Annotated in this window: 14 protein-coding genes and 1 pseudogene; 2 read left to right on the top strand and 13 right to left on the bottom strand. The window is 71.7% G+C overall.

Annotated features, from left to right (window positions below):
* Positions 1–4: 4 nt before the first annotated feature.
* The 3 genes and pseudogenes from ACP7CD_RS04820 to uvrB form a co-directional block, all read right to left on the bottom strand.
* Entirely contained in the window at positions 5–1,333 is a 1,329-nt protein-coding gene (locus tag ACP7CD_RS04820; RefSeq protein ID WP_017832823.1) for a TerC family protein, read from the bottom strand.
* Positions 1,334–1,843: 510 nt separating this feature from the next.
* Positions 1,844–2,833: pseudogene (locus ACP7CD_RS04815) on the bottom strand (TerC family protein); the annotation flags it as partial.
* A 285-nt stretch (positions 2,834–3,118) separates the two neighbouring features.
* On the bottom strand, positions 3,119–5,239 hold the full coding sequence (uvrB, locus tag ACP7CD_RS04810; protein ID WP_035923984.1) for an excinuclease ABC subunit UvrB: 2,121 nt from the start codon (positions 5,237–5,239) through the stop codon (positions 3,119–3,121).
* A 200-nt stretch (positions 5,240–5,439) separates the two neighbouring features.
* Between uvrB and ACP7CD_RS04805 the strand changes: the two genes are divergently transcribed.
* Positions 5,440–6,294 carry an SDR family oxidoreductase gene (locus tag ACP7CD_RS04805; RefSeq protein WP_426119214.1) on the top strand — a complete coding sequence of 285 codons (855 nt, stop codon included), beginning with the start codon at positions 5,440–5,442 and terminating at the stop codon, positions 6,292–6,294.
* Between the two features lie 24 nt (positions 6,295–6,318).
* On the opposite strand, the gene ACP7CD_RS04800 is transcribed toward ACP7CD_RS04805, so the two are convergent.
* The 9 genes from ACP7CD_RS04800 to ACP7CD_RS04760 all read right to left on the bottom strand — a co-directional run bounded on the left by ACP7CD_RS04800 (position 6,319) and on the right by ACP7CD_RS04760 (position 15,679).
* Positions 6,319–6,591: a hypothetical protein gene (locus tag ACP7CD_RS04800; RefSeq protein WP_426119212.1), complete on the bottom strand. Its 273-nt coding sequence runs from the start codon at positions 6,589–6,591 to the stop codon at positions 6,319–6,321.
* 118 nt (positions 6,592–6,709) lie between these two features.
* Complete coding sequence (locus tag ACP7CD_RS04795) at positions 6,710–7,564, bottom strand: DUF1206 domain-containing protein (protein WP_426119210.1); 855 nt, start codon at positions 7,562–7,564, stop codon at positions 6,710–6,712.
* Between the two features lie 95 nt (positions 7,565–7,659).
* The gene (locus ACP7CD_RS04790) at positions 7,660–8,661 is read right to left on the bottom strand and encodes a sugar phosphate isomerase/epimerase family protein (protein WP_426119208.1); all 1,002 of its coding nucleotides are present in this window, start codon (positions 8,659–8,661) and stop codon (positions 7,660–7,662) included.
* 46 nt (positions 8,662–8,707) lie between these two features.
* A complete protein-coding gene (locus tag ACP7CD_RS04785; protein WP_426119206.1) occupies positions 8,708–9,874 on the bottom strand; it encodes a Gfo/Idh/MocA family protein in 1,167 nt (388 codons plus the stop codon).
* Positions 9,871–10,740, bottom strand: coding sequence for a sugar phosphate isomerase/epimerase family protein (locus ACP7CD_RS04780; RefSeq protein WP_426119204.1), 870 nt, complete (start codon positions 10,738–10,740; stop codon positions 9,871–9,873). Before ACP7CD_RS04780 ends, ACP7CD_RS04785 begins: the two co-directional genes overlap by 4 nt.
* A gap of 100 nt (positions 10,741–10,840) precedes the next feature.
* On the bottom strand, positions 10,841–12,073 hold the full coding sequence (locus tag ACP7CD_RS04775; protein WP_426119628.1) for a substrate-binding domain-containing protein: 1,233 nt from the start codon (positions 12,071–12,073) through the stop codon (positions 10,841–10,843).
* On the bottom strand, positions 12,073–13,170 hold the full coding sequence (locus ACP7CD_RS04770) for an ABC transporter permease (protein WP_426119202.1): 1,098 nt from the start codon (positions 13,168–13,170) through the stop codon (positions 12,073–12,075). The genes ACP7CD_RS04775 and ACP7CD_RS04770 overlap by 1 nt, the downstream gene beginning before the upstream one ends.
* On the bottom strand, positions 13,167–14,174 hold the full coding sequence (locus ACP7CD_RS04765; protein ID WP_426119200.1) for an ABC transporter permease: 1,008 nt from the start codon (positions 14,172–14,174) through the stop codon (positions 13,167–13,169). The genes ACP7CD_RS04770 and ACP7CD_RS04765 overlap by 4 nt, the downstream gene beginning before the upstream one ends.
* Positions 14,171–15,679, bottom strand: a complete 1,509-nt coding sequence (locus ACP7CD_RS04760; protein WP_426119198.1) for a sugar ABC transporter ATP-binding protein — start codon at positions 15,677–15,679, stop codon at positions 14,171–14,173. Before ACP7CD_RS04760 ends, ACP7CD_RS04765 begins: the two co-directional genes overlap by 4 nt.
* A 115-nt stretch (positions 15,680–15,794) precedes the next feature.
* Here ACP7CD_RS04760 and ACP7CD_RS04755 point away from each other — a divergent pair, with 115 nt between their 5' ends.
* Entirely contained in the window at positions 15,795–17,015 is a 1,221-nt protein-coding gene (locus tag ACP7CD_RS04755; protein ID WP_426119196.1) for an ROK family protein, read from the top strand.
* An 84-nt stretch (positions 17,016–17,099) separates the two neighbouring features.
* On the opposite strand, the gene ACP7CD_RS04750 is transcribed toward ACP7CD_RS04755, so the two are convergent.
* On the bottom strand, positions 17,100–18,335 hold the full coding sequence (locus ACP7CD_RS04750) for a vWA domain-containing protein (RefSeq protein WP_426119194.1): 1,236 nt from the start codon (positions 18,333–18,335) through the stop codon (positions 17,100–17,102).
* Positions 18,336–18,618: the final 283 nt, after the last annotated feature.

Here is an 18,618-nt window from a genome sequence, read left to right as displayed (position 1 = left end):
TGGCTCAGACGGCGGAGCTGCCGCCGCCGCGGGGGGCGTCCGGGGTCGTGGTGCCGGCCGACTCCTGGGTCTCGGCCCGGGCACCGGAGAGGGCCTCGGCCTCCGGGGCCGGCACGGCGTCCGGCTCCGGGCCCACCCCGGTGCGCTCGAACTCGCGGTGCTTGCCGCGGGCGCGGTCCAGGAGCTCGTGGAACTGCTTCTCGGACTCGAGCAGCTCCTGGCGGTGCTTGTCGGAGATCTTCGGCATCTGCCGCTGGTACTTCGCGGCCTTCTCCGCCAGCTTCTGGCGCTCCCCGGCGGGGGCGTCCTGCGGCAGGGTCACGTACTTCTCGGCGACGGTCTGCAGGCCGTTGAGCACGCGCAGGGCCCGGCCCTTGGGGCTGTAGAGGGAGGCCAGGACGGTGATGATCAGCACCCCCACGATGACGGTCAGCGAGAGGCTGATGCCGACCTCGACGACCTCCACGTGCTCACCGTTGTTGATGAAGCCCAGGTTGTTCTCGTGCAGGGCGTGCAGGATGAGCTTGACGCCGATGAAGCCGAGGATGATCGCCAGGCCCCAGGAGAGGTAGATGAGGCGGTCCAGGAGACCGTCGATGAGGAAGTAGAGCTGGCGCAGGCCCATGAGGGAGAACGCCACGGCGGTGAACACCAGGTAGGTCTGCTGGGTCAGGCCGAAGATCGCGGGGATGGAGTCCAGCGCGAAGAGCACGTCGGTGCCGCCGATGGCCACCATCACGAGCAGCATCGGCGTCATGACCTTCTTGCCGTTCTCCATGGTGAACAGCTTGTCGCCGTCGTACTCGTCGGAGGTGTGCATGAAGCGCTTGGCGGTGCGGATGATGAAGTTGTCCGCCTCGTCGTGGGCGGACTCGGACAGCTCGCCCTTGATCAGGGAGCCGGCCGTCAGCAGCAGGATGAGGCCGAACAGGTAGAAGATCCAGGCGAACTGGTTGATCAGCCCGGCGCCCACGAAGATCAGGGCGGTGCGGGCGATCAGGGCGAACGTGATGCCGAACAGCAGGACCTTCTGCTGGTCCTCGCGCGGGACCTTGAAGGACGCGATGATGATGAGGAAGACGAAGAGGTTGTCGACCGACAGCGCCTTCTCGGTGATGTACCCGGCGTAGTACTCGCCGGCGTACCGGCCGCCCCACTGGACGAGGACGAACAGGCCGAAGAGGAGGGCGATGCCCACGTAGATCGCGGACCAGATCGCGGCTTCCTTGAGCTGCGGTTCGTGGGCCTTGCGCACGTGGAACACGTAGTCGAAGAGCAGCAGGCCGATGATGGCCGCGATGGTGACGATCCAGACGGTGAGTGAGACTTCCATGGTTCTGCTTTCGGGGTCGAGTACGGGACAGCCGTAAGTCTCTCCGCCGTTCCCGCCGGACCGTTCCGGTCCAGTGCTGGGCTCGACCGCTGCGTCCGGCCGGGTTGTGGCACCCGACGTGCTGACGTCCACAGCGCTGAGGGATACTCCCCTAGGCTCGGCCCAGTCTATACGGACGTCCCGGCCGGCACGGCCAGGGGCCCGGTCCGCCGTGCGGCGGACCGGGCCCCTCCCCGCACGGGCCGTCGAGGACGGTCCCGGGCGTTCAGCCTGCGGTGGTGCTCAGTGCCGGGCCTCCCGGTGCTCCGCGTGCTCCAGGTGCCGGCTCTCGCTGTGGTGCTCCTCCGCGGTCTTGCCCGTGTGCTCGTGGAGGTCGGGCAGCTCCACGGCGGAGCGTTCCGAGGCGCCGCGGGCCGCACGGTGCTTCTGCACGAGCTCGGCCTGCACGATGCGGATCTCCTGGGTGGGGGTGCCCTCCGGGATGCCCCGGTAGACCTCGATGGCCCGGTGCAGCTCGGCGACGGCGTGGGCGGACCGGCCCTTCGGGCTGACCATCGAGGCGACCGTGGCGACCACGATGATGGCCACGATCACGCCGAGGGACACGAAGGTGGGGATCTCGGGGGCCCACCCGATGTGCTCGCCGCCGTTGATGAAGGGCACCTCGTTCTCGTGCATGGCGTGCAGGATGAGCTTGACGCCGATGAACGCCAGGATCAGCGACAGTCCGTGCTTGAGGTAGATGAGCCGCTCCATGAGCCCGCCGAGCAGGAAGTAGAGCTGGCGCAGGCCCATGAGGGCGAAGATGTTGGCCGTGAAGACGATGAACGGGCTCTGGGTCAGCCCGAAGATCGCCGGGATGGAGTCGAAGGCGAACATCAGGTCGGTCACGCCGATGGTCACGAAGACGACGAGCATCGGGGTGAAGAGCTTCTTGCCGTCCACGGTGGTGCGCAGCTTGTTGCCGTCGTACCGGTCCGTCATGGGGACCACGGTGCGCAGCCTGCGGATGAGGCCGTTCTCCTCCGACTCGTCCTCGCCGTCGTCCTTGGCCTGGTGGTACGCCGTCCAGAGAAGGAAGACGCCGAAGAGGTAGAAGACCCAGGAGAAGTTTGCGATGATCGTGGCGCCCAGCAGGATGAAGATCCCGCGCAGGACCAGCGCGATGATGATGCCCACCATCAGCACCTCCTGCTGGTACTTCCGCGGCACCGCGAACCGGGTCATGATCACGATGAACACGAACAGGTTGTCGATGCTGAGGCTGTACTCCGTGATCCAGCCCGCCACGAACTGTGTGCCCTGCTCGGCGCCCGCGAAGGCGAACATCAGGGCGCCGAAGACGAGGGCGAGGGCCACGTAGACGCCCACCCAGATGCCGGCCTCCTTCATGGAGGGCTCGTGGGGGCGCTTGGCGACCATGATCAGGTCGAAGAGAAGGATGCAGCCGAGAACGACGAAGGAGCCGATCTCGAACCACGCGGGTAGCTGTGTGTGCACGCGAGTTCTTTCGCTTGGAGATGGGTGAGCCCGCGGGCCGGCGTCGTCCGGGGAACGGGGCGGACCGGGGCATCACGATGAGCCGCAAGTCTCTCCACCGCCCCCGGCGGGCTGGAGGCCCGGGTGCCGAGGTGCGGTCGCTGCGACCGGCCCGGCTCCGTTGCCCGGCGTGCTGACGACCGCAGCGCTGAGGGATACTCCCCTACGCGGAGAGCACTCTACCCGAACCTGGGAGAACGCCGGGAACGGGCGTGCCCCCGGGTCCTTGTCCCGGCCGGAGCGGGCTCAGGCGTGCCCCGCCTGCTGCATCTGCCGCAGCTCCTTCTTGAGGTCCGCGAGCTCGTCGCGGATCCGCCCGGCGAGCTCGAACTGCAGCTCGGCGGCCGCGGCCTGCATCTGCTCCGTCATCTGCGCGATGAGGTCCGTGAGGTCCTCGGCCGGCGCGGCCGCGAACCCGTCCCGGCGCAGCTTGTCCTCCGCGGCCGCCACGGCGTCCCGCCCGCCCTTCGCCCCGGTCGGCGCGGTCTTCTTCCCGGCGGCGGCACGGCGGGCGAGCAGCTCCCGGGTGTCCTCCTCCTCGCGCTGGAGCTGGTCGGTGATGTCCGCGATCTTCTTCCGCAGCGGCTGGGGGTCGATCCCGTGCTCCGTGTTGTAGGCGACCTGGATCTCCCGGCGCCGGTTCGTCTCCTCGATGGCCGTGGCCATCGAGTCAGTGATCCGGTCCGCGTACATGTGCACCTGCCCGGAGACGTTGCGGGCGGCACGGCCGATCGTTTGGATGAGGGACGTCGTGGAGCGCAGGAAGCCCTCCTTGTCGGCGTCGAGGATCGCCACCAGGGAGACCTCGGGCAGGTCCAGGCCCTCGCGCAGCAGGTTGATGCCCACGAGGACGTCGAACGTGCCCATCCGCAGCTCGCGCAGCAGCTCCACGCGGCGGAGGGTGTCCACGTCCGAGTGCAGGTACTGGACCTTGACCCCGTGCTCCATGAGGTACTCGGTGAGGTCCTCGGCCATGCGCTTGGTGAGGGTCGTGACGAGCACGCGCTCGTCCCGCTCGACCCGGGCGTTGATCTCGTCGAGGAGGTCATCGATCTGCCCCTTGGTCGGCTTGACGACCACCTCGGGGTCGATCAGCCCGGTGGGCCGGATGATCTGCTCCACGTAGCCGTCCGCCTGGGACAGCTCGTACTTGCCCGGCGTGGCCGAGAGGTAGACGGTCTGGCCGATGCGCCCCAGGAACTCGTCCCACTTCAGCGGGCGGTTGTCCATCGCCGAGGGCAGCCGGAAGCCGTGCTCCACGAGGGTGCGCTTGCGGGACATGTCGCCCTCGTACATGCCGCCGATCTGCGGGATCGTCACGTGGGACTCGTCGACCACCAGCAGGAAGTCGTCCGGGAAGTAGTCGATGAGGCAGTGCGGGGCGGACCCGCGGGGGCGGCCGTCGATGTGCAGCGAGTAGTTCTCGATGCCGTTGCAGTAGCCCATCTGCTCCATCATCTCGAGGTCGTACGTGGTGCGCATGCGCAGCCGCTGGGCCTCGACGAGCTTGTTCTGGGACTCCAGCTCCTTGAGCCGCGCGGCGAGCTCGTCCTCGATGGACTTCACGGCCGTGGCCATCCGGTCCGCGCCGGCCACGTAGTGGGAGGCGGGGAAGACGTACATCTCCGTCTCCTCCCGGATGATCTCCCCGGTGAGCGGGTGCAGGGTGTAGATCGACTCGATCTCGTCGCCGAAGAACTCGACCCGGACCGCGTGCTCCTCGTACATCGGGATGATCTCCACGGTGTCCCCGCGCACGCGGAACGTGCCGCGGTGGAAGTCGACGTCGTTGCGCGCGTACTGCATGTTCACGAACCGGCGCAGCAGCTCGTCGCGGTCCATCTCCTCCCCCCGGCGCAGCGTGACCATCTGCGCCACGTACTCCTCCGGGGTGCCCAGGCCGTAGATGCAGGACACGGTGGCGACCACGACGACGTCCCGGCGGGTCAGCAGCGCGTTGGTCGCGGAGTGCCGCAGCCGCTCGACCTCCTCGTTGATGGAGGAGTCCTTCTCGATGAAGGTGTCCGTCTGCGGCACGTAGGCCTCGGGCTGGTAGTAGTCGTAGTAGGACACGAAGTACTCGACGGCGTTGTTGGGCAGCAGCTCCCGCAGCTCGTTGGCGAGCTGCGCGGCGAGCGTCTTGTTCTGCACCATGACGAGGGTGGGCCGCTGGACGCGCTCGATGAGCCACGCGGCGGTCGCGGACTTGCCGGTGCCGGTCGCGCCGAGCAGCACGACGTCCTTCTCCCCCGCCTCGATCCTCGCGGCGAGCTCCTCGATGGCCCTGGGCTGGTCGCCGGCGGGAACGTAGTCGGAGATGACCTCGAAGGGGGCGACGACACGGTTGATCTTCTGGGCGAGGCTCATGGCACCAGGCTACGCGCCGCCCCGGACACGGAGGCCGGGTTCCTCCGGAGGCGATCGGCCCCGCGGCCGCCGGAACCGCACGCCGGAAATACGACGCGGGCGCCGCCCGTTGCACAGGACACACCGCCGCCCCGGGCGGGTGCCGGCGGGCCCGTCGGCACCCGCCCGGGGGCGGCCGGGCCACCATCGGGAGGAACACCGTGTCCATCGTCATCACCGGCGCGACCGGCCGGCTGGGCCGCCACGTCATCAGCTCCCTCCTGCGCCTGGACGTGCAGCTGCCGGACCTCGTGGCCGCCGGCCGCGACGAGGAGAAGCTCGGCGCCCTCCGGGAGCTGGGCCTGGCCACGGTCCGGGCGGACTACACCGAACCCGCGACCCTCGACCAGGCGTTCGCGGGGGCGGACACGGTCCTGCTGATCTCCAGCAGCGAGGTGGGGATCCGGGTGCCCCAGCACCGGAACGCGGTCGACGCCGCCGTCCGGGCCGGGGTGTCCCGCCTGGTCTACACCAGCGCCCTCGGCGCCGACCGCGGGAAGCTGCTGCTCGCCGACGAGCACCTGGCCACGGAGGAGGCGATCGCCGCGTCCGGGCTCCCGTTCACGATCCTGCGCAACGGCTGGTACACCGAGAACTTCGAGCCGGCCCTGCGGCACGCGGAGACCACCGGCGTGGTCCTGGCCAGTGCCGGGGACGGCCGGGTGGCCAGCGCCACCCGCGAGGACTACGCGGAGGCGATCGCCGCGGTCCTCGCCCAGGACGGCCACGCGGGCCGGACCTACGAGCTCTCGGGGGACGCGGCGTGGAGCTTCGACGACCTGGCCGCCGCGCTGACCGAGGTCCTGGACCGGGAGGTGACCTACCGGCGGCTCACGCCCGAGCAGCACCTGGCGGAGCTGGAGCGGACGGGCGTGGACGAGAACACCGCGCGGTTCCTGGTGGCCCTGGACGCCAACATCGAGGACGGCGCGCTGGACCTCGTCACCGGGGACCTGTCGCGGCTGCTCGGCCGGCGCACCACGGCGCTGGTGGACGCGCTGCGCGCGATGCGCTGACGCGCGGTGCCGCGGGCGGGGCCGTCAGTTGCGGGACGTCCCGGCCCGGGGGCCGCCGCGGGAGTCGTCGCGGTGGTAGAGGTACTCGTTGCCGTGCTCGTCCCGCTCGATCACGAAGTGCTTCTGGCACTCCTCGTACCAGGCGTGGGCCCGTTCGCTCTCCTCGGCGCCGTGGGTCTCCGGCGCGATGCGATCGGCCGCGCCGTAGATCTTGAGCGCGATCTGGTTCAACCGGTCCAGGAGGCGGTAGCCCGACGACGGCGCGTCCTCGTTGACGGTGTGCTGCTCTTCAGACATGACGTCCCCCAGGTGACCGCGGTGCGGATGGGACCATTCTAGTCCTCGTGCCGCGCCCCGCGAAGGCCGGTCGGCCGGCAGCCCCGGGCACCCCGGGCGACGCGCCGGGCGGGCGCGGTCACATCCGCTGGTACCTGGCCCGGACCACCATGAAGACGCCGTAGCAGATGAGGCCCAGGGCCACGGCCCCGAGGATCCACGCCCCGAAGGGCTGTTCCTGGAGGGCCTTGAGCGCACCGTCCAGCCCCGAGGACTGCTCCGGGTCGCTGCGCACCGTGGCGACGACGACGAGCACCCCGAGCACCGCCAGGGCCACGCCCTTGGCCGCGTAGCCGGCCGTGCCCAGCCACATGACCGCCCTGCCGGCCGTGCCCGGCGGCAGGCTCTTGAGGTTCTCCCGGAAGGACCTCGTCACGCCCCGGTGGACGAAGAAGGCGCCGGCGACGACGAGGCCCAGCCCCACGGCGATCAGCAGGACCGTGCCGGCCGGGTGCGCCATGAGCCGGGCGCTGAGCGACTGGGTGGACCCGCTGCTGTCGCTCGTGCCGCCGAGGGCGTAGGTCCCGAACACGGCGCCGATGGCGCCGTAGACGACCGCCTGGCCGCCCATCTTGACGCGGTGCTTGAGCCGGTCCCGGTCCGAGCGCTGCGTCGCCCCGAAGAAGATCTCGCTGAACAGGAAGACGGCGAGCGCCGCGCAGCCGAGGAAGCACGCCCACAGCAGGACGGTGCCGCCCGGGCTGCCGGCGAGCGCGGCGACCGCCCCCGACTGGTCCGCCGAGCCCGAGCCGCCGGTGGCCACGCGCAGCGCGATGACCCCGATCATGACGTGCAGCAGGCCCGCCGCCACGTACCCGGCGCGGGCCGCGAGGACGAACCCGCGGGAGTCCGTCGCGTCGTCCGCGGCGTCGGCCGCCTTCGTGGCCTGCCGGCCGACCTCGCCCATGGTTCCTCCTGCGGTGTGGGTCTCCATCGTGCGCCTGCGGACCGCCGGTGTCCACGACGCCGTTCGGCTGACACCGGGGCCCGCCCGGGGCCGGGGGCCGCCCGGGTGCCGCCCCGGACCGGCTACTGCCGGAAGGCGGCGTCGAACGAGGCGCCGGAGGGGGCGAAGTCGAAGCGCTTCAGGAAGGCCAGGGCCTCGGGGGCGCCCCGGAGGCGGTCCATGCCGGCGTCCTCCCACTCCACGGAGATCGGCCCGTCGTAGCCGATGGCGGTGAGGGCGCGGAAGCTGTCCTCCCACGGCACGTCGCCCCGCCCGGTCGAGACGAAGTCCCAGCCGCGGCGGGGGTCGCCCCAGGGCAGGTGCGAGGACAGGACGCCGTTGCGCCCCCCGCCGGTCCGCATCTTCGTGTCCTTGCAGTCCACGTGGTAGATCCGGTCCGCGAAGTCGGAGATGAACGCCACCGGGTCGATCTGCTGCCACAGGAAGTGGCTGGGGTCCCAGTTCAGCCCGAAGGCCGGGCGGTGGCCGATGGCCTCCAGCGCCCGGTGCGTGGACCAGTAGTCGTAGGCGATCTCGGAGGGGTGGACCTCGTGGGCGAAGCGCACCCCGCACTCGTCGAAGACGTCCAGGATGGGGTTCCACCGGTCCGCGAAGTCCTGGTACCCGAAGTCGATCACGTCCTGGGAGACGGGCGGGAACATCGCCACGTACTGCCAGACGGAGGACCCGGTGAAGCCGACCACGGTGTCCACGCCCAGTTTCCGCGCGAGCCGTGCGGTGTGCTGCAGCTCCTCGGCGGCGCGGGTGCGCACTCCCTCGGGCGTGCCGTCGCCCCAGACCCGGGGGCCCACGATGGACTCGTGCCGGAAGTCGATCGGGTCGTCGCAGACGGCCTGGCCCTTGAGGTGGTTGGAGATGGCCCACACCCCGAGGCCGTGGCGCTCGAGGATGTCGAGCCGGTCCCGGACGTAGGCGTCGTCGTCCCACCGCCAGGCGTCGAGGTGCTCACCGGAGACGGCGATCTCCAGGCCGTCGTAGCCCCAGCCGGCCGCCAGCTCGGCGACCTCCTCGAGCGGGAGGTCGGCCCATTGGCCGGTGAACAGCGTGTAGCGGTGGTGTCCCATCGTCGGTCCTTCGGGTCGGGGAGAGCGGTGCTCCGCTCGTGCGGGGTCAGAGGTGGACGGTGGCGCCGGAGCGCGCCGCGCTGTCCGTCACGGCGGCGAGCACCCGCTGGACCTCCAGGCCGTCCTCGAACCCGGGGGCGGCCGGGGCCCCCGTGTCGATGGCCCGCAGGAGCTCGGCGGCCTGGCTGGTGAACGTGTGGTCCCAGCCCAGGACGTGCCCGGCCGGCCACCACGCCCCCACGTAGGGGTGGGTGGCCTCGGTGACGAGGATCCGGCTGCTGCCCTGGGTGTCCGGCGGCGCGGTGGCGTCGAACAGGTGCAGCTCGTTGAGCCGCTCGAGGTCGAAGCGCAGCCCGCCCAGCGATCCGTAGACCTCGATCCCGAGGGCGTTCTTGCGGCCGGTGGCGCAGCGGGAGACCTCCAGGCCGACCACCGCCCCGGAGGCGGTGCGCAGGGTGGCCCAGGCGGCGTCGTCGACCGTCACCGGCTCGGGGCCGTCCTCCCCCGTCCGGGTGGGGACGAACGTGGTGAGCGTCCCGGAGACGGACGTGACCGGCGAGTCCAGGAGGAAGCGCACCTGGTCGACGGCGTGGGAGGCGAGGTCGCCGAGCGCCCCGGACCCGGCGGTCTCCCGGCGCAGGCGCCAGGTCATGGGCGCGTGCTCGTCGGCGAGCCAGTCCTGCAGGTAGCTGACCCGGACCTGGCGGACCCGGCCCACGCGGCCGTCCGCGATCAGCTGCCGGGCCAGCGCCAGGGCCGGCACCCGGCGGTAGTTGAAGCCCACCATGGACTGGACGCCGCGGGTCCGGGCGGCCGCCGCGGCGGCCGCCATCCGCTCGGCCTCGGCCACCGTGTTGGCCAGCGGCTTCTCCACGAGCACGTGCTTGCCGGCCTCGAGGGCGGCCACGGCCATGTCGGCGTGCAGGTGGCCGGGCGTGCAGATGTCGACGACGTGGACGTCGTCCCGTTCCAGCACCGACCGCCAGTCGGTGCCGCTCTCTTCCCAGCCGTACCGCCGGGCGGCCTCGGCCACGTGCCCGGCGTCCCGGCCCACCAGCAGCTTCTGCGCCACGCGGGGAGTGGGGTAGAAGGCGTTGACGTTGCGCCAGGCGTTGGAGTGGGCCTTGCCCATGAAGGAGTGGCCGAGCACGGCGACGCCCAGGGCGGCGCTCCCGTGGGCGGGGGGAACGGCGGGGTCGGGCACGGTGGTCATGGGTGTCCTCCTGGGGACCGGGCGGCGCACGAGCGCAGGAACGCCAGTCCGTCCTCGGCGAGCTGGTCCTGGCTCTCGGCCAGGGGCCGCCAGATCGAGGCGGCGGTGGCGATGCTGGCGTTGCGGGCGGTGAAACTCTCGATGCTGAGGGCGCCGGTGTAGCCGACGGCGTCCAGGGCGTCGAAGATGCCCGTCCAGTCCGTCTGGTCCCCGCCGGGGGCTCCCCGGTCGTTGCCGCAGACCTGGACGTGGACGAGGTGCGGGCCGGCCGCCCGGACGGCGTCGGCGGAGGAGCGCTCCTCGATGTTCAGGTGGTAGGTGTCCAGGGCCAGTCCCACGCCGTGGCCGAGCAGCGGCCCGAGGGCCTCGAGCGCCTGGGCGGTGGTGTTGAGCAGGGACGTCTCGTAGCGGTTGAGCGGTTCGATGCCGAGGACCACCCCGGCGGCCTCGGCCTCGGCGGCCAGCGGGGCGAGACGGCGCCGCAGCTGCGCGTAGGCGTCAGCGCGCTCCGCCGCGTCCATCCGCCACACCCGGCCCGTGTGCGCGTAGAAGGGCCCGCACACGGCCGGCGCGCCGATGTCGTGGGCCAGCCGGATGCAGGCGCTGAGATAGTGCTGGGTGCGGGTGATCACGGCGTCGTCCGCCAGGACGAGCTCGCGTCCGGGCGCCATGGCGCCGACGAGCAGCGGGCTGAGCCCGCCGAGGGCGTCCCGCACGACCCCGGCCGAGAGGTCGCCGACGTTCTCCAGCGGGAGCTCGACGGCGTCGAAGCCCATGTCCGCGATCCTCGCCAGGAGCGGGGGCAGGTTCGCGTCGGTGAGGGGGGACTCCCACACCCAGGTGTTGACGGCGATCGGGCGCTGCACGGGTCTGTCTCCTCTCGGTGCGGTGGGCTGGATGGCGCCCCGCCCGCCGCCGGGGTCTCCCGGGGCCGGGCCGGTGGCGGGCAGGACGCGGTCGGGCGGGTCAGGGGATGACGCGGTCCCGCCAGACGTCGGGGTAGCCCGGCAGGTCCTCGCCGCCGAACTTGGCGTAGTGGCCGTCCGGCATCCCCTCGTTGTCGGCGAGGAAGTCCGCCCGCTGCTCCTCGGTGATCGGCTCCTGCGGCAGGACCCACTCGGCGGGGACCTCCTCGCCGGCGAAGATCTGCTCGAGCGCCAGCAGCGGGGTGCGCCACTGGAAGTTCGAGTACACCGGGGCGAGGCCGGTCAGGCCTGTGTCCTCCCACTTGCGCAGGTAGCTCATCTCGTCCTCGCCGGTCATCACCGGGTAGTCCGCGCCGGCGTCCTCGAACGCCTCGATGGCGGCGACGGCGCCGTCGCCGGCGTCCATCCACACGCCCTGCACGTCCCCGGTGGCGAGCTCGTCGGAGATGATCTTCTTGATCTCGGTGGGGTCGGCGCCGGTGAAGTAGTCCGTCGCCTCGATCCCGTTCTCCTCGAAGATCCGCTCGGCCGCGGCCCAGCGCTGCTCCAGGACGTCGACGCCCGGGAGGATGCGCAGGGCCACCACCTTGTCGCCCTCCTGCAGGTTGTCCACCAGGAAGTTCGCCGAGTCGATGCCCCAGGCGAAGCCGCCGATGGGGTGGATGAACGTCGTCGCGCAGTCGGTCTCCACCCCGCGGTCGAAGACCACCACCGGTTTGCCGGTCTCGCACGCGCGCTCCACGGCGGGCGTCAGGGCGGCGGTCGAGTTCGGTGAGATGATGAACCCGTCGCACTCGCCCTCGGCGATGAAGTAGTCGATGTCGGCGATCTGCGTGTTGTCGTCGTCCTGGGCGTCGCGGGTCTCCATCTCGGAGATCACCCCGGAGTCCTGGAGCACCTTGAGCTGCTCGTTCATGGTGATCCACCCGGTCTGCCGCCAGGGGTTGGAGATGGAGGCATTGGAGAAGCACACCTTCTGCGGGTCGTCGGCGGCGAACTCCGCGGTGGCGGTCGTCTCCCCGTCGATGTACTGCGTCCAGGGCTGCTCCGGGTCCCCCTCGAAGGAGGCGGAGCGCTGGTCGAGCTGCCGGTCGTACTCCGCCTGGTCGAACCACTCGTCACCGCCCTCCGGGGCCGGCGTGGCGGCGGCCTCCGCGCCCCCCGTCTCGGCGGGCGGCGGTTCCTCCATCGACTGGTCGGTGGTGCAGGCGGTCAGTCCCAGCAGCGCTGCCGCTGCCACCACGGTGATCCTTGACTGGATGCTTCGGCGCATCATGTTCCTTCCTCGTCGGTGCCCGGGGTGGGCGGTGCTGCGATGGCACGTCTCGGCTCCTGCGCCGCCGTGGTCCGGCCGCGCCGGCGGCGCTTCCAGGTCTGGGTGCCGGCTGCGACGGCGAGGATGATGATCGCGCCCTGGACGGTGTCCCGCCAGGTCGACTGGACCCCCAGGAAGTTCAGGAGCGCGAAGAGGGTCTCGAGGGCGAAGGCGCCGGCGGCCGCGGAGAGCACCCAGCCGCGCCCGCCGCCCAGCACGACCCCGCCGAGGACCACGGCGGTGATGGCCGTGAACTCGTAGCCGCGCCCCACGGACGGGTGCACGCCGGCGTAGCCCACGAGGATGATCCCCGCCACGGTGGCGGCCAGGGAGGAGAGCATGAACGCCCGGGTGCGCACCCACCAGACCCGGGCCCCGGTCAGCGCGGCGGCCCGGGGGTTGTCGCCCACGGCGACGAGCGTGCGGCCGTAGGGCCGGCGCATGAGCCAGAGGGCGGCGAGCGCGACGACCGCCACCAGGACCACCGGGTAGGGCAGGATCCCCAGGACCGGGACGTCCTGGATGCCGCCGCGGCCGATCTGCCGGAAGCTGTCCGCGGGGTTCCCCGTCGCGGCGCCGCCCGTCCAGTAGAGCACCAGCCCGAGCAGGGCGAGCATGGTGCCGAGGGTGACGATGAAGCTCGGCACCTTCAGGAGCGTGGTGACCAGTCCGTTGACCAGGCCCACGAGCGCGCCGAGGACGAGCATCAGGACCAGGACGGGCACCGTCCGGCTGTCGTCCTGGCCGATGAGGTTGCCGGCCACGAACACCTGGGCGGTGACCACCGAACCCATGGACAGGTCGAACTCCCCGGAGACGATCACGAAGTACTGCCCGATGGCCGCGATGGCGATCGGCGCCGTGCGGCCGACGAACCGGATCAGCGAGCCCGGTTCGCCGAAGGACGGGTTGACGGCGACGGCCGCGACCAGCAGCACCAGGAGGAGCACGAAGACCGCCCCGCCGGGGGTCCGCAGCCCGCGCAGCACGCGCTCGTGCCACGGTGACCGGTTCTGCTGCAGGACCGCGGTCCGGTCCGTGACGGTGGCGCTCATGCCGTGACCTCCTGCTCGGTCCGCCCGCTCCGGTCGTCGAAGCGCGCGGGCCGGCTGACCACCCGGCGCCGGGCGTAGACGGCCACGGCGACGACGATGACGATGCCGCGGACCACGTCCTTCAGGAACGGGTTGATCTGCATCACGCTCATGATGTTGTCGATCATCGCGAAGATGAGGACCCCGCCCAGCGTCCCCACCAGCGACCCCTTGCCGCCCGCCAGGAGCGTCCCGCCCAGGACCACGGCGGCGATGGAGAGCAGGTCGTACCCGCCCTGGGACCCGATCGTGGGGCTGCCCACCCCGAGCCGCGCCGCGAGCAGCAGCCCGGCGAAACCGGCCATGACGGAGCAGATGACGTGGGCGGCCACGATCGGGGTGCCGGTCCGGATCCCGGACATCCGGGCCACCCGGATGTCTCCGCCGACCGCGTACATGTGGTGGCCCAGGCGGCTGCGGGTCAGCATGAGCAGCACCGCGCCGGCGCAGGCCAGCATGATCAGCGTGGAGACGGGGACCGGGCCGATGCCCGTGGCCCCGATGAGGCGGAAGGCCACGGGGGTCTGCCCCGAGCTGCCCTTGTAGTTGGTGGCGAGGTAGCCGCTGACCACGAGGCCGGTGCCCAGCGTGGCGATGAACCCGTGGACCTTCAGCCCGGACACCACCAGGCCGTTGACCAGGCCGATGCCCGCGGAGACGACCAGGGCCAGCGCCACGCCGGGCAGGATGTTCCCTGGCTGGTTCGCCATGAGGCCGGCCGAGAGCAGGCTCGCGAGGCTGATGACGTACGGCACGGACAGGTCGAGGCTCCCCACCAGGATCACGAGCGTCTGGCCGATGGCGATGAAGCCGAGGACGCTGGTCCCGGTGAGGATCGCGGAGATGTTGCCGGCGCTGACGAAGCTGCGCTCGGTGGCGCCCACGAGCACCGTGCCGACCACGACGGTGAGCAGCACCACGAGGTAGACGATGTGGGTGGACGTGAGCCTCGAGAACGCGTTCACGGTCTCGCCCCTTCCGTGCGGGCGCCGGTGGCCAGCCGCAGCACCTGCTCCTCGGTGCTGTCCGGCGGGAGCTCACCGGCGATCCGGCCGTCGCGCAGGACCAGGATCCGGCTGGACATGCCGAGGACCTCCGGCAGTTCGCTGGAGACCATGAGGATGGCCCTGCCCTCCGCGGCGAGCATGCGCATGAGGTTGTAGACGGCGATCTTGGCGCCCACGTCGATCCCCCGGGTGGGCTCGTCGAGCAGCACGACCCGCGGGTCCACGGCCAGCCACTTGGCGAGGACGACCTTCTGCTGGTTCCCGCCCGAGAGGTACTGGACCTCCTGGTCCAGGTCCCGGGCCACGACCTCCAGCGAGGAGAGGACCCCGGGGACGTCCTTCCGGGCCGCGGCGGTCCGTCGCGGGAAGACGGAGCGGATCACGCCCAGGGCGTTGTCCAGGATGGACTGGTCGAGGCTCAGCCCCTGGGACTTGCGGTCCTCCGTGATCAGGGCCACGCCCTGCCGGACGGCCTGCCGGGGCGAGGTGGCCGTGTACGGCCTGCCGTCCAGCGCCATGAACCCGCGGGTGAAGGGGTGGACGCCAAAGACGGCCTCCACCAGTTCCGTCCGCCCGGAGCCCTGCAGCCCGGCGACCCCCACGATCTCCCCGGCGCGCAGCGTCAGGTCGATGCCGTCGAGCTGGTCGTTGCCGCCGCCGTCGATCCTCAGGAGCTCCCGCCCCACCCCGGTGCCGGGCACCGCCTCCGGGAAGTAGGCGGAGATCGGGCGGCCCACCATCATCCGCACCAGGGCGGCGTCGTCCATGGCGGAGGCGGGCTCGGTGCCCACCACGCGTCCGTCCTTGAGGACGGTGATGGTGTCGCACAGGTCGAAGATCTCCTTCAGCCGGTGGGACACGTACAGGATGGCGGTGCCGCGCGCCCGGAGCCGGCGGACGATCGCGTAGAGCAGGTCCACCTCGGGGCCCGCGAGGGCCGCGGTCGGCTCGTCCATGGAGATGATGCGGGCGTCGTAGCTGATGGCCTTGGCGATCTCCACGATCTGCTGCTGGGCCACGGACAGCGAGCTCACGGTCGTGGTCGGCCGGAGGCTGGTGATGCCCAGGTCCTCGAGCAGCTCGCTCGTCCTCGCGTTCATGGCCCGCCGGTCCACGAGCAGGCCCCGGCGCGGCTCGCGGCCGAGGAACACGTTCTCGGCCACGGTGCGGTCGGGCAGCAGGTTGAACTCCTGGAACACCGTCGACAGCCCGGCCACGTGCGCCTGGGTGGGGTGGTGGAACTCGACGGGGGTGCCGCCGATCTCCACGGTGCCGGCGTCCCGCTCGTGCACCCCGGCGAGCACCTTCATCAGGGTGGACTTGCCGGCGCCGTTCTCGCCGACGAGCCCGTGCACCTCGCCGGCGTGCAGCCGCAGGTCCACGTCCTCGAGCACCGGCACCCCGAAGAAGGACTTCGACAGGCCGGTGACGTCCAGCACCGGGGAGCTCGTGCGCTCGTTCATGCGGTCACTGTGACACGCACCACAGACTTCTGTCGACAGTCCGGCAAAAGTTGTTCCCTCACTATGCGTTTGTGACGTGCTTGACCCCCCTAAGGGGGCGTGCTCTACTGAAAAAGTGCTGCAGAGTCCACCGTCGGCGCCGTCGCCGCGCTCCTCGGACTCGCCCGCCCCGGGGGCGAGCGAAGTCTTCCAGCTGCTGCGCGACGGCCGCCCGAGGACGCGGGCGGAGCTCGCCCAGCTGACCGGGCTGGCCCGCTCCACCGTGGCGTCCCGCGTGGACACCCTCATGACCCTGGGGCTCGTCGCACCCTACGGCGGGGCCGCCTCCACCGGGGGGCGCCCGCCCTCGCTCTTCGCCCTGAACCCGGGTGCCCGGGTAGTGGTCGGCGCGGACGTCGGGGCGACGCACGCCCGGGCGATCCTCGCGGACCTCTCCGGCCGGGAGCTCGCCGAGGAGCGCCAGGCGCTCGCGATCGGCGAGGGCCCCGAGGCGGTCCTGGGCTGGCTCGTGCGCACGGTGGCCGCGCTGCTCGAGCGCGCGGACCGCCCCGCCGCGGACCTCGCCGCGATCGGCATCGGGCTGCCCGGTCCCGTGGAGCACGAGACGGGCCGGCCGATCAACCCGCCCATCATGCCGGGGTGGGACCGCGTCGACGTCCCCGCCCGCGTGCAGGCCCACTACGACGTGCCCGTGCTGGTGGACAACGACGTCAACATCATGGCCCTGGGCGAGCGCAGCTTCTTCTGGCCCGGGACCACCGAGCTGATGTTCGTCAAGGTGGCCACGGGCATCGGCGCGGGGATCATCTCCGGCGGCGCGCTCCAGCGCGGCGCCCAGGGCACCGCGGGGGACCTCGGCCACGTCCGGGTGCCGCGCGGCGACGAGCTGCTCTGCCGCTGCGGCAACACCGGCTGCCTCGAGGCGCTCGCCGGCGCTCCAGCCCTCGTGCGGACGCTCAACGAGCAGACCGCCGGCACGCTGTCCACCAGCCAGGACGTGATCGACCTCGTCCGCTCTGGGGACCCGCTGGCCGTGCAGGTGATCCGCCAGGCGGGGCGGGACATCGGCGACGTCCTGGCCACCTGCGTGAACCTCATCAACCCCTCCGTGATCGTGATCGGTGGCAGCCTCGCCCAGGCCGGGGAGCACCTGCTGGCCGGCATCCGGGAGGTCGTCTACCGGCGGTCCCTGCCCCTGGCCACGGAGCACCTGAGGGTGGCGCCCTCGGTCGCCGGCGAGCGCGCCGGCGTCATGGGGGCGGCGGTGCTGGCCATCGACCACGTCCTGTCCCCGGAGTCCATCGAGGCCGCGTGCGCGGCCCTCGGCGCAAGCTGAGCCCGTCGCCGCTCCGGGCCGCCTCCGGCGCTCTCGCCCCACGCCGTCGCGGCCGGCTCGGGGCGCACGCGTCCGCGCAGCGGGTCAGTCCTTCTGCAGGCGCTCGTAGTACTCGCTCCACTTGGCCTCACCGCGGTCGTAGACGGCCCGCCAGTCCTGCTGGTGCCGGTCGTCGGCGGCGCCCCAGTTGGCCTGGTGGGTCCGGTCGCCCCAGTCCCAGACCGTCGCGCCCCGCTCGTCGAAGAAGTCCCAGACCTCGCGGCGCACCTGTTCGTCCACGTCGGCGCCGAGCAGGTTGGCAACGCGCTTGCCCTGGTTGGCCTCCTCGTTGGCGGTCCGCTTGATGCGGTTGCCGACCTCATTGGCGAGCCGCTTGTTGGCGTTGCCCGCCTCGTTGATCTCCCGCAGCTCGGTGTTGCGCCACTCGTTCCAGGCCCGGGCCATCGCCGTGTTCTGCTCCCGCCAGTAGGCCTCGAGCTCCGCCCGGGAGCCGGCGCGGGTGTACTCGCCGCCCCCGGCGGCGGCGATGTCGGCCAGTGCCCGCTGGTCGGTGTCACCGGCCTGGAAGCCGATGACGTTGATCACCGGCTCGACACCGGACCCGCTCAGCCGCTCGGCAGCCGCCACGGGGTCGCCGCCGCAGGTCTCCACGCCGTCGGTCACCACGTAGACGATGCCGTCGGTCGCGTCGTCGGGAAAGTCGGCGGCGGCCTCCTCGATGGCCCGGGCCAGTGGGGTGTAGCCGGTGGGCCGCACTCCGGCGAGGACGTCCGCGAGCTCCGCGGCGTCGGCGTCACCGGAGTAGGCGACCTCGGTGGTCGTGCACGACTCCTTCTTCCCCGGCGCAGAAGTGTCCCCCGCGTTCCCGTAGAGCCGCAGGCTCACCGTGCTGCCCTCCGGCAGCTCCTCGACGAACCCGGTCAGCGCCGTGCGCGCCGCGTCCATCCGCGGGCCGTCGCCGGAGTCCCCGGCCATCGAGTCGCTGGCGTCCAGGACGAGCGCGAAGTGGTTCGTGCCCACGCTCTGGTCGCCCACCGGTCCGGTCGCGGCGTCGGTGGGCTCCGCACCGCGCTCCCCGGTGCCCGGGTCGAAGCGCACCACCGTCTTGACGTCCTCGGCGTAGTCGCCGTGGATCTGCGCGAGGATCGCCGCGCTCCACTCCCCGGCGGTGCGCGGATCACGCTCGCGGGCGGCGGCCAGCACCTCATCGTCGGTCCCGTCCACGGCGTGCGGTCCGGATTCGACGAGCAGGGACCGCTCCAGGGCGGTGAGTTCCCGCGGGGCGTCCTCGAAGGACACTGCGGCCAGCCCGTGCTCCACAGACCCCGACCCGGTCTCCGCCCTGCCGGCCGAGGACGCGGTGGTGGACGGCGTGGCGGTCTCCCCCGGTTTCCCCGCGTCCCCGACGGCGCACCCTGCCAGAAGCACGACGACGCAGACGGCAGCCAGGGGTGAGCACACACTGTTCCGCACGGGGACCCTTCCACGATCATCCAAAGTTTTCCATTGCACACTCTAGGCCCCACCGGTCGGGATGCCGCGGACGAGGGACACCGTGGAACGGACGCACTCGCAGAACCGTCGAGGACGGTGGTGTCCCGCT

The sequence above is a fragment of the Kocuria sp. LHG3120 genome (genome assembly GCF_049897445.1).
GTDB classification, from domain to species: Bacteria; Actinomycetota; Actinomycetes; order Actinomycetales; family Micrococcaceae; genus Kocuria; species Kocuria rosea.
This window is presented reverse-complemented; position numbering and strand designations above follow the sequence as displayed.

Bases quoted from the DNA above. Each gene is read 5' to 3' on its own strand.
- ACP7CD_RS04760 (WP_426119198.1), bottom strand. From the start codon at position 15,679: ATGAACGAGCGCACGAGCTCCCCGGTGCTGGACGTCACCGGCCTGTCG.
- ACP7CD_RS04800 (WP_426119212.1), bottom strand. From the start codon at position 6,591: ATGTCTGAAGAGCAGCACACCGTCAACGAGGACGCGCCGTCGTCGGGC.
- ACP7CD_RS04820 (WP_017832823.1), bottom strand. From the start codon at position 1,333: ATGGAAGTCTCACTCACCGTCTGGATCGTCACCATCGCGGCCATCATC.
- uvrB (WP_035923984.1), bottom strand. From the start codon at position 5,239: ATGAGCCTCGCCCAGAAGATCAACCGTGTCGTCGCCCCCTTCGAGGTC.
- ACP7CD_RS04775 (WP_426119628.1), bottom strand. From the start codon at position 12,073: ATGCGCCGAAGCATCCAGTCAAGGATCACCGTGGTGGCAGCGGCAGCG.
- ACP7CD_RS04795 (WP_426119210.1), bottom strand. From the start codon at position 7,564: ATGGAGACCCACACCGCAGGAGGAACCATGGGCGAGGTCGGCCGGCAG.
- ACP7CD_RS04770 (WP_426119202.1), bottom strand. From the start codon at position 13,170: ATGAGCGCCACCGTCACGGACCGGACCGCGGTCCTGCAGCAGAACCGG.
- ACP7CD_RS04790 (WP_426119208.1), bottom strand. From the start codon at position 8,661: ATGGGACACCACCGCTACACGCTGTTCACCGGCCAATGGGCCGACCTC.
- ACP7CD_RS04785 (WP_426119206.1), bottom strand. From the start codon at position 9,874: ATGACCACCGTGCCCGACCCCGCCGTTCCCCCCGCCCACGGGAGCGCC.